Source organism: Methylobacterium sp. WL120, from assembly GCF_008039465.1.
GTDB classification, from domain to species: domain Bacteria; phylum Pseudomonadota; class Alphaproteobacteria; order Rhizobiales; family Beijerinckiaceae; genus Methylobacterium; species Methylobacterium cerastii.
Map to the genome: position 1 here is coordinate 1 of NZ_VRUT01000132.1, position 13,552 is coordinate 13,552.

18 protein-coding genes and 2 pseudogenes are annotated in these 13,552 nt (G+C 64.8%); 9 read left to right on the forward strand and 11 right to left on the reverse strand.

Translation table 11 applies throughout. The annotated features are described in order from the left end of the window. Positions 1–356: pseudogene (locus FV229_RS20305) on the reverse strand (hypothetical protein); the annotation flags it as partial. Positions 357–1,016: 660 nt separating this feature from the next. On the opposite strand from FV229_RS20305, the gene FV229_RS27805 reads away from it, so the two are divergent. Next, on the forward strand, positions 1,017–1,262 hold the full coding sequence (locus tag FV229_RS27805; protein ID WP_147753695.1) for a hypothetical protein: 246 nt from the start codon (positions 1,017–1,019) through the stop codon (positions 1,260–1,262). Positions 1,263–1,282: 20 nt separating this feature from the next. On the opposite strand, the gene FV229_RS20315 is transcribed toward FV229_RS27805, so the two are convergent. From FV229_RS20315 to FV229_RS20340, 6 genes are all read right to left on the reverse strand, one after another. Further along, on the reverse strand, positions 1,283–1,606 hold the full coding sequence (locus tag FV229_RS20315) for a hypothetical protein (RefSeq protein WP_246688265.1): 324 nt from the start codon (positions 1,604–1,606) through the stop codon (positions 1,283–1,285). An 84-nt stretch (positions 1,607–1,690) separates the two neighbouring features. Then, on the reverse strand, positions 1,691–3,073 hold the full coding sequence (locus FV229_RS20320) for a hypothetical protein (RefSeq protein ID WP_147753697.1): 1,383 nt from the start codon (positions 3,071–3,073) through the stop codon (positions 1,691–1,693). A 61-nt stretch (positions 3,074–3,134) separates the two neighbouring features. Next, positions 3,135–3,674 (reverse strand): hypothetical protein, encoded by a 540-nt coding sequence (locus tag FV229_RS20325; RefSeq protein ID WP_147753698.1) that lies wholly within the window; start codon positions 3,672–3,674, stop codon positions 3,135–3,137. 61 nt (positions 3,675–3,735) lie between these two features. After that, complete coding sequence (locus FV229_RS20330; RefSeq protein ID WP_147753699.1) at positions 3,736–3,966, reverse strand: hypothetical protein; 231 nt, start codon at positions 3,964–3,966, stop codon at positions 3,736–3,738. After that, on the reverse strand, positions 3,966–4,166 hold the full coding sequence (locus FV229_RS20335) for a hypothetical protein (RefSeq protein ID WP_147753700.1): 201 nt from the start codon (positions 4,164–4,166) through the stop codon (positions 3,966–3,968). Before FV229_RS20335 ends, FV229_RS20330 begins: the two co-directional genes overlap by 1 nt. Positions 4,167–4,176: 10 nt before the next feature. Then, positions 4,177–4,512, reverse strand: coding sequence for a hypothetical protein (locus tag FV229_RS20340; RefSeq protein WP_246688266.1), 336 nt, complete (start codon positions 4,510–4,512; stop codon positions 4,177–4,179). A 92-nt stretch (positions 4,513–4,604) separates the two neighbouring features. On the opposite strand from FV229_RS20340, the gene FV229_RS20345 reads away from it, so the two are divergent. The 5 genes from FV229_RS20345 (at position 4,605) to FV229_RS20365 (ending at position 7,072) form a co-directional block, all read left to right on the forward strand. Beyond that, positions 4,605–4,856: a helix-turn-helix transcriptional regulator gene (locus FV229_RS20345; protein ID WP_147753701.1), complete on the forward strand. Its 252-nt coding sequence runs from the start codon at positions 4,605–4,607 to the stop codon at positions 4,854–4,856. Next, positions 4,849–5,424, forward strand: a complete 576-nt coding sequence (locus FV229_RS20350) for a hypothetical protein (protein WP_147753702.1) — start codon at positions 4,849–4,851, stop codon at positions 5,422–5,424. Before FV229_RS20345 ends, FV229_RS20350 begins: the two co-directional genes overlap by 8 nt. Positions 5,425–5,538: 114 nt before the next feature. Further along, positions 5,539–5,925, forward strand: coding sequence for a type II toxin-antitoxin system RelE/ParE family toxin (locus FV229_RS20355; protein WP_147753703.1), 387 nt, complete (start codon positions 5,539–5,541; stop codon positions 5,923–5,925). Then, on the forward strand, positions 5,922–6,218 hold the full coding sequence (locus FV229_RS20360) for a helix-turn-helix domain-containing protein (RefSeq protein ID WP_147753704.1): 297 nt from the start codon (positions 5,922–5,924) through the stop codon (positions 6,216–6,218). Before FV229_RS20355 ends, FV229_RS20360 begins: the two co-directional genes overlap by 4 nt. A gap of 545 nt (positions 6,219–6,763) precedes the next feature. Beyond that, on the forward strand, positions 6,764–7,072 hold the full coding sequence (locus FV229_RS20365; RefSeq protein WP_147753705.1) for a hypothetical protein: 309 nt from the start codon (positions 6,764–6,766) through the stop codon (positions 7,070–7,072). A gap of 98 nt (positions 7,073–7,170) precedes the next feature. On the opposite strand, the gene FV229_RS20370 is transcribed toward FV229_RS20365, so the two are convergent. Next, a complete protein-coding gene (locus tag FV229_RS20370) occupies positions 7,171–7,560 on the reverse strand; it encodes a heme utilization protein (protein ID WP_147753706.1) in 390 nt (129 codons plus the stop codon). A 141-nt stretch (positions 7,561–7,701) separates the two neighbouring features. After that, complete coding sequence (locus FV229_RS27555; RefSeq protein ID WP_187275221.1) at positions 7,702–8,196, reverse strand: hypothetical protein; 495 nt, start codon at positions 8,194–8,196, stop codon at positions 7,702–7,704. Between the two features lie 1,543 nt (positions 8,197–9,739). Between FV229_RS27555 and FV229_RS20385 the strand changes: the two genes are divergently transcribed. From FV229_RS20385 to FV229_RS20395, 3 genes are all read left to right on the forward strand, one after another. Further along, a complete protein-coding gene (locus tag FV229_RS20385) occupies positions 9,740–9,970 on the forward strand; it encodes a hypothetical protein (protein WP_147753708.1) in 231 nt (76 codons plus the stop codon). 331 nt (positions 9,971–10,301) lie between these two features. After that, a complete protein-coding gene (locus tag FV229_RS20390) occupies positions 10,302–11,036 on the forward strand; it encodes a Crp/Fnr family transcriptional regulator (RefSeq protein ID WP_147753709.1) in 735 nt (244 codons plus the stop codon). 160 nt (positions 11,037–11,196) lie between these two features. Then, on the forward strand, positions 11,197–11,436 hold the full coding sequence (locus tag FV229_RS20395; RefSeq protein ID WP_147753710.1) for a hypothetical protein: 240 nt from the start codon (positions 11,197–11,199) through the stop codon (positions 11,434–11,436). A gap of 184 nt (positions 11,437–11,620) precedes the next feature. On the opposite strand, the gene istB is transcribed toward FV229_RS20395, so the two are convergent. Continuing rightward, on the reverse strand, positions 11,621–12,490 hold the full coding sequence (gene istB / locus FV229_RS20400; RefSeq protein WP_187275222.1) for an IS21-like element ISMex8 family helper ATPase IstB: 870 nt from the start codon (positions 12,488–12,490) through the stop codon (positions 11,621–11,623). Beyond that, a pseudogene (locus tag FV229_RS20405) lies at positions 12,487–13,425 on the reverse strand (IS21 family transposase); the annotation flags it as partial. The pseudogene FV229_RS20405 and the gene istB, both read right to left, overlap by 4 nt. Positions 13,426–13,552 lie beyond the last annotated feature (127 nt).

The following is a 13,552-nucleotide window of genomic DNA, read 5'->3' on the forward strand; positions in this document are numbered from 1 at the left end:
TGGAACCACGGGATCCAGGCCGCGTCGGTCTTGAGCTCGGGGGTGAGGATGATGCCGCCCATCGTCCAGAGCGAGACGAAGAAGAAGCCCAGCGTCGCCCGCACCAGCAACCCGGTGTCGGCCCGCAGCCGCGCGGTGACCCGGTCGAGCGCGTTCAGGAGCGCGGTGCCGAGGGGCGTGCCCTCGGCGAGGCAGCCGAACATCAGGCACAGGATCGACAGGGCGACGAGCCATTCGAAATCGAGGCAGAGCACCTGCTCGAGGCCGCGGGGCTGGCCGGCGACGTCGAAGGCGCAGAACCACTTCACGTGGGCGCTGGCTTCACCGGTGGTGAGGATGCTGGTCGGGAGAGCCAGGAGAAGGCCAGGAAGACAAAGTAGCCGCCGTGTCGCTTTCTGAAACATGCCTAGACCTGAAACAGCACCGACAGGCACCCGCCTGCGCTGCTATTTACCCAGAAATTAGCAGCAAATTCTAACCAAATATTAACCCGGCGTTGAATGCTGGTTAAAAAATATGGTTAACAAATTGTTTGCTCGAAAGCTGGTCACAGGCGCGATAGCGCGTTATTTCTTGCACATAACGGTTGGTGGGAGGTGCGGAGGCATCGGCGATGTTCATTCTAAGCCTGATGTGTCTTGTCTCGGGAGTGGCGCTTGCCGCTGCTGCCCCACATCAGCCCGAACGAAAGGCTGCCTTCGCGAGAGTAGGCGGGGGCTTGATTGTTGGCGGCCTCTGCCTGCTCGGCGCCGGCTTGCCGCTGTTTCGTTGAAAAGGTCAGTGCTACGCCTTCAACCGTGAGATCGTGCCGCGCGGAACGTTGTAGCTCTGGCCGATCTCCGCGCAGCTCTCGCCGGCCTCGCGCCGTGCCAGGGCCTCCCGCTGCTGATGGGGGTGAGCTTCGGCTTCGGGCCAGAGCGGATGCCGCGTTCGCGAGATCGCCAAGCGCAACCATGGCACGTCCGCCAACGTTCTGGCCTTCGACCCGGATCAACCGGGCATCTCGGGAGAACCTGATGTTGGTACGCTTTGGGGTCGGCTTCGCGCTTGCCACGTTCGTTGCGAGCACGGCTATGGCCGCCCCCGTGTCCCCAGAGGATAAGGCCTCCATGCAGTTGCTCTGCGCTGGCGATTTCACAACCTTGTGCGCCGGTCTGCCCCCGGAGGATGGCCCCGAAACGCGAGCTTGCTTCGCCAAAAACATGTCCAAGCTCTCACCTGGATGCCGCGACGCCATCGAGACCTACAAGAAGAAGGGCTGAGTCCCCAGCAAGGCTCGGCATTAGCGTCCTCCGACCATGTTGAGCAGCGCCACGCCGGCAGCCGACACGACGTTGCCGGCGCCGCGCCAGGGCAGGGGCGTGACCGGAATTACGACATGCTCGACCTTCGCGATCGGTAAGGCCACCTCGGGCGCCTCGGCCTCAGGGTCCGCATCGTTCCCGCGCAGCCATACGATCTGGCTGCCGTGGTGGTTCTCGGGAGCGGCGATGGCAGGTTCAGCGTCCCCGCCGTCCTCAGCGTCCGTGTCCCCGTCCATGCGGTCGAGGATGGCGAGCAGGTTGTCGGCCGTATCAAGGGCGGTCTGGGCCGCTTCCTCAATCATGCGCCGGGTCTCGGCAGGCGAGGGCGGGGCAGGGACGTGCGCCTCTGAGGCGCGCGGGCGGAAGGCAATGACATTGTCCATGGATCAGGCTTTCAGCAGCGCGAGGACATCGCAGGCAAAGGCTCTCGTTTCTGCGGCGTCGCCGTTGTCCAGGGTGGCGAGAGCTAGGGTTTTGATGCGGATTTCGCGGTCGCTCACATCATCGGGCCGGCGCCGGCGTGCCTCGTTGACGCAACCGTCAACGATGAAGCCAAGAGCCTCCGCGAGCTGTACGGCGAAGGTGCCCGCTTCGTTGCTGTGCTCCCCGTCGTCAGATTTGGAGCGCGGCTGAGAGGCCAACCCGTGAGAGATAAGGCTGAGCACAACGGCGTGCTCGCGGAGCGTGTCGAGCGTCCGCATCGACATGGCTTCGAAGTCAGGGCTCGGCAGGAAGTTGGAGGCGGGCGGGATCTGCCTCGCCCGATGGTTGGGGGCGTGCGTACCCGTCGAGCCGCGCCAGTCCACGGCGGCAGCCGCACAGCAGCTCTCGATCAGGGAGCGCACGGCTTCCTTGTCGATATTCTCGTCGGCATCGGGCGCGCCATCCTCTTCGTAAGAGCCCGATGCCCAGACGTGCGGGATCACAGCGCGGGCCTGAGCCGCCAAGTCGCCGAGCGTGCGGGCGGGCAGCTTGAGGATAGTCAGGGAGAGTTCGCCGGCAGCCTCGAACGCTCTTTCCTCAGTCTCGCTGGCTTCCGAAACACCGGGAAGCGCCTCCGCAGCGCGGATGTCTGCATTGCTCAGACCGCCACGAGCTTTCGCGGCTTCAAGGTACGCCAGATGGCGACGGCTAGGCTCTTGGTTGGCTTCGACCGCCCTGCGCCACGCTTCATGTGCGGCGTCGAACTCACGCCCGATCGCATGGAGATTGCCGGACGGCTCCACGTTCTCGGCTGTCGCATCATGTGCCGGAGCGCTACCCCAGGCCACTTCGATCCGGGCGCGGATAGCGGGGTCGCGTAGATCGCCGTTGCACATCAGCTCGTGCCGGATGAGCGTTTCAAGTTGGGTATCCGCATCCTGTGGCCCGGTAGGCTGGCGGCGGGCGATCTCAGCCGCGATGCGGTCCCGGATCTCCGCAACGCGCTCCTGCTCGCGTTCGAGCACATCGCCAGCAGCAGTGTTGATCCGAAAAGCGGCCTCACGCTCGTCAGCGTAGGGAAGGTGGAGTTCAGCACTCCATGCGTTCGAGGCTGCATCGAACCGCTCGAACAGCACTCCGAGTTGCATGATGCTCAGGGCCGACAGGTCGATAAGCGCGGCCTGTTCGACGGCGAAGGCTCGCGCATCAGGCACGTCGGGGACGGCCTTCGGGTCCGGCTTCGCTCCGCTCATCACGCGCCCGGCGGTCGCCTTGAGGGAGGCGGCGCGCTCCCGCAGGGTCGGCTTGGGTTCGGTGCTGGAATGACGCTTCAGCGGGTTGCGCATGTCGGGATCTCCACAATGGAGCCCGTGAGCCGTCCGGCCCAGGGCGAGGGGCAGGAAGGGTTCAGAGCAGCGAAGCGAGGCCCGTGAGGACGCAGCCGCCGCCGATGATCGCGATGGCGGCCATCAGCTCGCCAGCAGCCGCGAGGGCGCGAACGAGGCGGGTAGGCGCCGGGATCGGGCGCAGATCGATCGTCGGGCCGATGAGCCGACCAGACGGCAGAGCCATGGGAAGGCGCTGGATCGGCTCCACACCGAGACAGCGAGACAGCTCGGCCTCACGGACCTCGGCGATGGCCCAAGCGTCCGCAGCGCCCTGGCAGCGGTGTGCGGCGGCGTTCGGCGCTTCCTCGGACAGCCACCAGCGAAGGTGACGGATCAGGCACAGCATCCCGGCCCGCGTCGCGCACGGGGTCGCGAGCAAGGCGTGCAGACTATCGTGCGTCTCGTCATCGGCGGCGTCGGCAGCATCGCCCTCGGGGGCGACCTGAAACACGCTCCACGCCTCGGAATGGCGCTCGATGGCCGCGAGGATGGGGTCCGCGTGGAAGGGGATGCGCTCGGCGTCGAGACGGAGAACGGGCAGGGTCAGGGCATGGGACATCGGTCGGGCTCCAAAGGGCTCGTGAGGGCAGGCAGGGAAGGCGAGGGGGAGGAGGCGCCGGCTACGGCGGCGGGCGCGACTCGATGGGGGCCTCGCTCTCGGGCGGGAACGTCGCGTCCCATTCCGCGCGGGTGATCCCGGTTTTGATGAACTCGCGGTCCCAAGGCGGCAGGTGACGGAAGACCCGCTGGATGGGCTCGCCACCCATCCAGGCCGCGAGCTGTTCGCAGGTGACGGGCAGGTCGAGCGTGTTGGTCTCGCCCGAGATCATGGATTGGCGCGTGATCCGCATCAGCGGGCCTCGCTCAGTTCGGTGGCCACCAGGCGCCAGCGCCGAGCAAGGCCGAGCGCCCAGGCGTGTGCCGCGAGCTGGTCACGCTCGCCGGCAGCGATGCGGTGGCGGTAGGAGGCCGCGAGGCGCAGGCAGATTGCGTGATCCTGCCGGGCGTGGAGCAGGCGGACGGCGGGGGAGCGGATCAGGTCGGCGGCCATCTGTCGGGGCTCAGTGCGCGCGGACGAGGCGTGAAGCCTTCGCGGCGGCCCAGGCGCCCTTGAGCGCGTAGGACATGCACACGCCCCAGGCGTCGCCGGTCACTTCCATGCGGGCCTGAGCAGAGCAGATCGCGGCGCGCATGATGGCGGAGCGATCGAAGACGCCGTCGCCAGTGACGAGAGGAGTGGTGCGGGCGAACCGCTTGGCGCTCTCGGTGGCTGCGACGACGGCGGCGCGCATGGTGGTGAAGGCCCGGCGGGCGTCGGCAGTCAGGCGCGGGTCGACGCTGCGGGCGATGTGCGAGTGGGGGATGAGGTTGGCGTAGCGCATCGGGGCTGTGTCCACGAATTCCGTGTGTGATAAACGGATACCGTGGAAATCAGGACGTGTCAACGCTATCCGTGTATGATAAACGGATAGCGTGTAACGGAGCCGTTATGTCGCTGACGCCTGCCCAATCCCGAGCTGCCCGCGGTTTGCTTGACTGGTCTCAGACCCAACTCGCGGCGAATGCCAATCTGAGCGAGAGCACCGTGCGTGACTTCGAGAAGGGGCGCCGTGTCCCCGCAGCAAACAATCTTGCCGCGATCCAGCATGCCTTCGAGCGCGCCGGCCTCGAATTCATCCCCGAGAACGGGGGAGGGGCCGGCATCCGGTTCCGGGAGCGGAAGGCGAGCGGCAGTGAGTAACGGTCTGCTGAAAGCTCTCCGAGCAATCTTTATCCGGCGTCCTCTGCCGCCTGATATCGTTCCTCCTGGAGAGACACCTGAGCAGACCGAGCGCCGCATAAAAGAGGCTGACGCCGCCCACGAGCAGCAATTTCGGGCGCAGCTTGTGACGATGCCGACAGTCATTGCCTTCGGGACTGAGGCTATGAAGTCGGCTGCCCTTATCAACGGTGGCGCTGCTGCGGCACTGCTGGCTTACATCGGTGCTGGACGGCAGGAAGTAACCTTAGGGCTGATCGAAGCAATCCGTTCTTTCGGTACGGGATTGTTGTGCGCAGCGATAGCTCATGCTGGATCATACATTACCCAATTTCTATACCAGCACATTCAATCATTGATGAGTCAACACTTCGTTTACCCATATATAAGGGTAACAAGATCGTCAAAAATTGCATTTGTATTTGCGGTGATGCTTCACGTTATAACTTTAGGCCTTGTCTGTTTTGCTTTTTGGTGTGCCATCAAAGAGTTTTACGGTGCGTCCGATACACTGCATCCTATGGACGCGGTGCAGCCGAAGGGGAGGTAGCGGCCGACTACCTCGGCTCCCTTCGTATGTGGAGAGACACCGCCCGCCGCGGAAGCCTCCCAAACGGAGGGACATTCATTGACAGAACTACGGGTTGCCCGTATATCTTGGCTCATGCAGACCGTCATCCAGACGCCGACGTTCTTGGCTGATGCGAAGGCGGCTGGCGTCATGGATGACGAGTTGTCGGCCATTGCGGTGACGATCGCAGCCGATCCGCAGGCCGGCGACGTGATCCCAGGCACGGGCGGGGCACGCAAGGTCCGCATCGGCGGCAAGGGCAAGGGCAAATCGGGCGGCTACCGCATCATCACGTTCTACGCTGCCGAGGACGTGCCGGTGTTCCTTCTGGCCCTGGTCTCGAAAGGGCAGCGAGCGGACATCAGCCAGGCTGACCGCAACGCCCTGCGGACGATCCTCGGCACGCTCGCCGATGCATATCGTGAGGGTGTGGCAGGGAAGGTTTCGGCGATGGGCCAGAGGAGAGGGGAGACGACATGACCACGTTTGGAAGCCGCCTCGTTCAGTCTGCACGGGAGGCCGTCGCCATCGCCAAGGGCGAGGCCGACCCGGCGACCTACCGCATCCATGTGCCGGCCGACATCGATGTGGCCAGCATCCGCAAGGCGCTCGGGCTCACTCAGGCCGCCTTCGCTGCACGCTACGGCTTCCCGGTCGGAACGCTGCGGGACCTGGAGCAGGGCAGGGCGAAGCCGGACGCCTCGACCCGAGCTTACCTCCTCGTCATCAGCCGCGAGCCCGAGGCGGTGCAGCGGGCTCTTGAGGCGGCCTGATAACCTTCCCGCTTTGGGATCAGACCGGATGCCCAGGTTGATCTTCAGCTAACCGATCGCGGGCACCTTACCGGCAAGCCGGGCTTAGGACCGGTACGCTGGTGAGATGGACGAAGCACCCGTCGCCCCGTGATCAGATCGGGGGACGGGCCTGCCTCGCCTCAGCGATTGATTAAGCGCCCGCTAACCGCGAGCCGACACCCTCGCTGGCATGTCAAAGCGTACCAAGCGGACCGCACGAGCCTTTCTCTGGATCACATCGCTGACCCTCTGCGGCTTCGCAGCCGTCATGCTGATGCAGGCCAACCGACCGCCTGATCAGATGGCGAGGCGGGTGGTAGACGCAGATCCGAGCACGACCGGCTCGATACAAGCTGCGCCTATGCGCTAGTGTAGAGCGGCACCCTGGTGCCGGTGACAGGTTTCCGCTGACCACAATCCAATCAGCAGCAGCACAAAACGGCTGTTTTATTTTTGATCCGTATTGAACACGGACAGCATCAATCGCGTTCGAACCCCGATCATCTGGATCGGAGAAACGCAATATGCGCACGAGAACAATCGCTATCGCCGCCTCGCTCGTTCTGTCGCTCTCGGGCGCTGCCTTGGCTCAGACTGCTGCCGGCGGTGGAAGCACTGAAGGCAATATGAACAACCCCGGCAGCGTGAAGAGCAATTCCGAAAAGGGCATGGAGGGCTCGACGGGTTCGGCGACTGGAGGTGCGATGGGCGCCGACGGCATGGCGGCGCCCGGTGCCAGTGGTGGTCCCGCGACCGCGACCACCGGAGCACCGGCTGGCAGCACTGGCGGCAACGGTGAAACCGGAAGCGGCGCTGCTCCGAGCGGTAAGTAAGGAAGATGACGGTCCCGCCAGCCCTTGATCGGATCGGGCGGCGGGACCCTTTTATGGCGACCGTCCATCACTCCGATCCGAACGGAGAACTGAGCGACTTACCCCGCGCGCCTGGCGCTCCAGCTCCCGCTGCACTCGACGATGCCGCCGTTTGTGCGCCAAGTCCCGCTGCCGTTGCCTTTGGGGTCAAGGGTCCCGGCGATTGGCACACGGTTCGAGCCCTTGATGATCGTGGCCCGCACGGCTCCAGACTGCGAGACGCCGCCATCGACATCGATCTCATCGCCTGGGACCGAAGCGTCGCTGTCCTTGATCTGCACCTGATAGCTCGTGCTCGACGGGCACGGCCCATCCTTGGTGACGGCCGTGATGCTCCACGAGCCATCGAACCGATCAGGCACCTGGACCTTCTTCTTGGCCGCCTCGGCTGGAACGAGGAGAGCCGTCACCAGGCAAGCGGTGAGGGCAGAGACGGGGATACGAGACATGGAGGGGGCTTCCGCGCTTGAGCGGTCAAAGCCGCCTGGACGCCATGGATACGACTGGACCGCCTGAACGGTTTCCGAACTGCCTTCCTTCGGAGCTTGGCGCGTCAGCGCGGTAAGGCCGCAAAGGCCCACCAAGCCCGACTAACCCGTGCCCAGCGTCTTGATCAGCTCGTGCCCTGCATCCGTCAGGAACCACGCCTGCTCATCCCATTTCCGCCCGATATACTGCGCCGGTCGGACGGCGACGAAGCCGCCCCCAACCAGGGCTCGCATGGCCTTCGAATGGGCTGAAAGGCGGAGGCCGAGCGGGTGCATGGCCACGGCACGAAGGGCTTCTAGGGCTCGGCCGCGGACGGGCGGGATGCCACCGATTACGGCCCCGCCGGCTGCGCCAGCAAACAGGATCGCGTTCCGCACCATGAGTCGGCGGTGCCTCTCCGTCCGGTCCGGATCGGTGACGGCTAAGCGCGCCGGTTCGTGTGCCTTTACAGCGGCGGCCAGATCTAGCGTGTGCCCGCTGGCGAACCGAAACATCGACACCGTCGGGTCTCGCATGAACAAGTCCACGGCGGCATTCACCTCGTCGTCGGTGATGGCCTTCGCTTTGAACAAGTCGCCGGTGGTTAATTCGGGCATGGCGCGAGTCTCTGACATCTCGGCTTGATCGGCGGAATAAGCGAGCGGCGATGAGTTGTGGCACTGCCCCGCCGTTGACTTAACCGCGTGCCCCGGCCGACATGCCATGTCCGGCTTCTACGCGCCTCACGGCGAGTCGTGAGCCGGCTGGATCAAGGGAACAAGGCCGCGAGAAAGACCTAAGCCCAAAACGCCAACGGCCCCACTCCCTGGCAGGAATGAGGCCGTCGAAATCGATGAGGTCTCGGGGACCCCGCTTTCAATCCCCCAGACATCATAGCTCCCGCCGGGAGTCAATCGGGATCGCTTCCCGAAACGATGGCGCTTTGCCTTTTGCCGGGGACAGCTCCCGCTGCGCCCCCTGCTTTGACGCGGCCCGAGCAGGGCTGTGACCGATGAACTACGCCTATGAGATCCGCCGACAGGTGGAGGCGGCTCCGCGCGCCGCGTTGCCGGCTGTCGCGTCCGCGCTGTGGAAGGCGTTCGGCGAAGGGCACCTGTCAGAGGCTGAGGCCGAGGCGCTGTCCGGGCTTATCGAGGCGCGGCAACTGTCAGGAATCGAACGATCTGCCGAACAAGTCGAGAACCGCACAGGAAGCCCCAGGAGCCGCGCAGGCACCCGCCCACGCACGGATGCCTCAATGGAGCGTCGTCGCCGCTGGGCGGCCTCTGGGCGGCTTCCTCCGGGCCTCGCGGCGCGGTTCACTCTGGCAGAGCAGGCGGTGTTGGCTGTGGTCGCGGTGGAGGTGGCGAAGCGAGGGCGCTGCGCCCTGGCGATCGGAGCGGTGGCAGCACTCGCCGGTGTCAGCGAAACGTCGGTTCGGCGAGCCCTGCGCGAGGCTCGGACGCTCGGTCTCATCACGGTAGACGAACGACGCCTGTCTCGGTTCAGAAGCGACACCAACCTGGTCGCCATCATCGATCGAGCGTGGACAGCATGGTTGCGGCTGGCACGCCGATCCACGGGTCTAGGGGGTGGGTGCCAAACCCGACAGGGCACGAATACTCCTGTTCCATACCTTGTGAATTCAGGGGGTCGGAACCCTAAAAAGGGCTGCCGACAAGCGGCGAGCGACCTTGCCGACAAAGCCCGATCTGAAATCCGAGGGGCGGGTAGAACTGGCCGAGCCATGCGGTAGCCGCACGCGGGCGTTCGGTATGACGGAACACGTTGCCGCGTCCGCGAACAAATGCTGCGGTGCACGCCTTACCCCTCCGTGTCGCACGTGAAGGGCGGTTCTACCGCTGCTCGCGTTTTGGAGTGCCTGCTATGTCGACTCTCAGAGACCGCGCTACCGCCCGCCTCCCCACTGCATCCCAGGCTGCTCTTGTCAGGTCCGAGGATGCCAATGTGCAGCCCCCGAAGCGTCGCCCCACTGCCGATCGCGACCTGCCTGCCGTTGGCTCATTCGGGGGGTAGAGTAGAAGCGTAAGCGCTCTTGGCAGGGGCTGATCCGCAACGCGCGCCACCTTGGCGCAAGCTTCTCCGACCTGGGCCTGCTATCGGGCCTCGCCGCACGTGAGCAGGCAAACGGGATGCGGGATGAGCGACGACACGGTCAACCTGATCCTGGCTCTCGCGACCGAGAACGCAGAGCTGCGCGCCCAGCTTGCCGAGGCTCAGGATCTCCTTGTCGAGACTGCCGTCGATGCCGGCGAGCTGCACGCACGTGTCGAAGAGCTACAGGCCGAGTTGGTGGAGGCACGAGCTGAGCGTGATGCGTGGCGGATCGAAGCCGGGCAACGATCAGGGCCGATGCTGCGAAGTGGCTGATGTCTGCTACAGCGCCCGCCTCTCGACGCTTGCGCGCCGCGGCGGTCGCGAACGCCGGCAGGCAGCCCGGCACAGAGAGCACGCGATGACACGCCGGTGTGGGCCAGTTCCCTGCACCACGCCCGTGAAGCCTCGGGTCGGGTGGTCGTGTGAAGGTCGGTGACGCGGGGAACAGGAACCGTAGCGCCGGCTTATGGCCTGCTCAGAACTCCGGAAACGATTAGAAATCCCAACATATGTGTGGTTAGGATAATCGCATCATTCGCACGCGCACTCCGACCTAGCGGCTAAGAGAACTAGCTGCTTCCGCGCCCAAGAAAGCGCAATCGTCATGGCCTCGGTAGAAAGCAAAGCTGCCCTCGACCTGCTCGTGCGCCGCCTGGAACGTATCGGCCACCTCTCGGATGAGGAGAAGAGGGCTGTCGAAAACCTGCCAGCAAAAATCCAGACGCTTCGGCCTCGCCAGGACATCGTCCTCGACAAGGAAAAGCCCGAGCACAGCTGCCTCCTCGTGGAAGGCTGGGCCTATCGCTACAAGCTCCTCGGCCAGGGCCGCCGTCAGATCCTGTCGTTCCACGTGCCCGGCGACATGCCGGATCTCCATAGCCTGCACATCAAAACGATGGATCACAGCCTTGGGGCTCTGACAGAGGCCACGATCGCCTTCATCTCGCACGAGGCCCTGCTGGATGTTACCCGGCGCTTCCCCGGTCTCGCAGGCATCATGTGGCGTGAGACCCTGATCGATGCAGCGATCTTTCGTCAGTGGATCGCCGGCATGGGGCAGCGCGACGGGTTCGGGCGCATGGCGCATCTGTTCTGCGAACTCTACTGCAAGCTGGAAGCCATCGGTCTCGCGGCCGACCACCGTTGCACACTCCCAATCACACAGACCGAACTGGGCGATGCGCTTGGCCTCTCCAGCGTGCACACCAACCGCGTGTTACAGGAGATGAAGGCTCAGAGCCTCATCGAGCTTCGCACACGGACTCTCAACATCACGGATTGGGACGGGCTCGTGCAGGTCGCGGAATTCGACCCATCCTATCTACAGCTCGCCCAATAGGCTGGAAGCGGAGCCGCCTTCACCCCCCGGCAAGCTGACCAACTCATGTTGTTGCGGGCGCCATTTATGCAACCTACGGTCGACGTGTCGCAGGCTTCGATACTGGCAGCTCGCGGTTGTGAGACCGTCGCGCTCCCACCCATGGAACGAGGAGAGGCGTGTGCCTCGCTATTATTTCGACATCAATGACGGCCGTCTCCAGCGTGATGAGGAAGGCGTTCTATGTGCCGACCTGCAAGCTGCCGTTTTGGAGGCCAAGAAGCTGCTGCCTGCCATCGCTGCCGACGAAGTGCCGAAGGACGGCGAACACCAAGTCATGACCGTGCTGGTGACAGACGAGGATGGCAAAGCCGTCTATATGGCTGCGCTGGCCTACACAGGGGCGTGGCTGATCCGGTAGCGACCGCGGCTCCAAGATCCGCTTCAACGCCGCATCGAAGTCCACCTTATCCTCGCTGGCATGTAAAGGGCGGACCAATTCCAGGCCGCTGTGGCGGAGTAAAACCAGGCCAGTGGCGGCCGGCAGCTTGAACGATGAAGGGGCCCGATCGGGCCCCTTCATCGTTTATCGCCGACCATGAGGCTCAAGCCGGTAGGATCTCGCCCGTCTCGGGATCGTGGGGATCGGTGGTGGCCTGGTTTTGCTCCGCCCTGCCATCGCCGCAGCCGCGTCGGCTGCGGGAGGCCTTAAGGCGGTAGCTGTCGCCGTTCAGGCTCAGAATGCTGACGTGGTGGGTCAGCCTGTCGAGCAGCGCGCCGGTGAGCCGCTCGGATCCCAGGACTGAGGTCCAATCCTCGAATGGCAGGTTCGAGGTCACCACGGTCGAGCCACGCTCGTAGCGCTGGGAGAAGACCTCGAACAGCAACTCGGCCCCCGTCGGCGACAGCGGCACGTAGCCGAGTTCATCGACGATCAGAAGCTTTACCGAAGCCAGTTCACGCTGCAGCCGGAGCAGACGGCGCTCGTCGCGTGCCTCCAGGAGTTGGTTGACCAGAGAGGCCGCGGTGGTGAACGCGACCGAGAAGCCCTTCTGGCAAGCCGCCAGGCCGAGAGCCAAGGCGATGTGGGTCTTGCCGGTGCCGGAGTTGCCGAGTGCGATGACGTTCTCTCGACCGAGGATGTAGCCGCAGCGCACCAGCTCCAGCACGAGCATCTTGTTCAGGCTCGGGATCGCGGTGAAGTCGAAGGTGTCGAGGCTCTTCACCGCCGGGAAGCGTGCCGACCGGATCCGGCGTTCGACCATGCGCCGCTCCCGATCGATGAGTTCCAGCTCGACGAGCCGGAGCAGGTAGCGCGGATGATCGACGCCACCCTGGGCGCACTCCCGGGCGACCTTGTCGTACTCGCGCAGCACCGTGGGTAGCTTCAGCTGCTTGAGGTGGTGGGCGAGCAGGATCCCCGGGGTGCCGCCGGTGGTGCCGCCCGGCATCGTCTCGTCACGCGTCGCGCTCATGCCGCCACCTCCGGCACCAGCACGGCGTAGTCGGCGGCCACGGTCGTCCTCACCGCGGTCCTGGGCAGATGCGGATAGGCCGCCAGGTCGAGCCGGGGCGGTCGGCGTTCGAGCCGGGCCAGTGCGATCAGCTTGACCGCGTCGAATCCGATCGCCCCGAGCCGGATTGCGTCGGTGACGGCCGAGGCCACGACGTCCTTGGGCATCGCCTCCATCAGGCGCAGCACCTGGATGAACTCGCGCTTGCCACGGTTACCCATGCGCGCCTCCAGGAGGTGGCGCAGGTGCTGGAACGCTTCGGGCAGATCCCAGCCCTGGAGCGCGGCCGCCTGGTCGAGAGCGTTCGGTTTGGTCTCGATCAGCGCGAGGTAATGCAGCGGATCGGACACGAACACGCCGGTGCCGTAGCTGCGCTCATGCCGGGCGATCTCGATGCCGCCACACAGGATTACGACCTCCTCGACGAAGCCCTTCACCAGCACGTCCCGGAAGCCGTAGGCGGTCGGCACCGAGTAGTCGTTGCAGCGGTAGCGAACCAGCGCGGTCGAGGAGACGCGCCCAGCCCGCTTCTCGCACGGCTCCAGCGGGACCGCCGGCAAGGAACGCAGAACGGCACGATCGGCGACCAGTCGCGTGCCGATGCTCTCGGCATGCTGTCCGGCCCGCTCATCCTGCCGGGTCCGGCAGCGTCGCTCCAGATCCGCGTTCAGCGCCTCGAACGAGGCCGCCTCCGGGGCCGGGGTCATGAAGTTGGACCGGGCGTACTTGACCAGGCCTTCGACCTTGCCCTTGTCGTTGCCCTTGCCCGGACGCCCGAAGCGGTCCCGGAACAGGTAGTGGCTCACCAGCTCGGTGAAGGCACGGGTACGTTCGCGCTGGCCTCCGCCGCAGATCTTGGCGACTGCGATCTTGGTGTTGTCGTAGAGGATCGACAGCTGTTGATTTCCGCTGAGAGTTGACCCGGCGTTTTCGTTGAGAAGTGACCCAGGTTCAGGGGTTGATGTTTATCATTGGGTGGGTCTGGTCAACTCACGGTGCGGCTCCTTTTCGGCTTTCCGGCTG

Bases quoted from the DNA above. Each gene is read 5' to 3' on its own strand.
- FV229_RS27805 (WP_147753695.1), top strand. From the start codon at position 1,017: ATGTTGGTACGCTTTGGGGTCGGCTTCGCGCTTGCCACGTTCGTTGCG.
- FV229_RS20315 (WP_246688265.1), bottom strand. From the start codon at position 1,606: ATGATTGAGGAAGCGGCCCAGACCGCCCTTGATACGGCCGACAACCTG.
- FV229_RS20320 (WP_147753697.1), bottom strand. From the start codon at position 3,073: ATGCGCAACCCGCTGAAGCGTCATTCCAGCACCGAACCCAAGCCGACC.
- FV229_RS20325 (WP_147753698.1), bottom strand. From the start codon at position 3,674: ATGTCCCATGCCCTGACCCTGCCCGTTCTCCGTCTCGACGCCGAGCGC.
- FV229_RS20330 (WP_147753699.1), bottom strand. From the start codon at position 3,966: ATGCGGATCACGCGCCAATCCATGATCTCGGGCGAGACCAACACGCTC.
- FV229_RS20335 (WP_147753700.1), bottom strand. From the start codon at position 4,166: ATGGCCGCCGACCTGATCCGCTCCCCCGCCGTCCGCCTGCTCCACGCC.
- FV229_RS20345 (WP_147753701.1), top strand. From the start codon at position 4,605: ATGTCGCTGACGCCTGCCCAATCCCGAGCTGCCCGCGGTTTGCTTGAC.
- FV229_RS20355 (WP_147753703.1), top strand. From the start codon at position 5,539: ATGCAGACCGTCATCCAGACGCCGACGTTCTTGGCTGATGCGAAGGCG.
- FV229_RS20360 (WP_147753704.1), top strand. From the start codon at position 5,922: ATGACCACGTTTGGAAGCCGCCTCGTTCAGTCTGCACGGGAGGCCGTC.
- FV229_RS20365 (WP_147753705.1), top strand. From the start codon at position 6,764: ATGCGCACGAGAACAATCGCTATCGCCGCCTCGCTCGTTCTGTCGCTC.
- FV229_RS20370 (WP_147753706.1), bottom strand. From the start codon at position 7,560: ATGTCTCGTATCCCCGTCTCTGCCCTCACCGCTTGCCTGGTGACGGCT.
- FV229_RS27555 (WP_187275221.1), bottom strand. From the start codon at position 8,196: ATGCCCGAATTAACCACCGGCGACTTGTTCAAAGCGAAGGCCATCACC.
- FV229_RS20385 (WP_147753708.1), top strand. From the start codon at position 9,740: ATGAGCGACGACACGGTCAACCTGATCCTGGCTCTCGCGACCGAGAAC.
- FV229_RS20390 (WP_147753709.1), top strand. From the start codon at position 10,302: ATGGCCTCGGTAGAAAGCAAAGCTGCCCTCGACCTGCTCGTGCGCCGC.
- istB (WP_187275222.1), bottom strand. From the start codon at position 12,490: ATGAGCGCGACGCGTGACGAGACGATGCCGGGCGGCACCACCGGCGGC.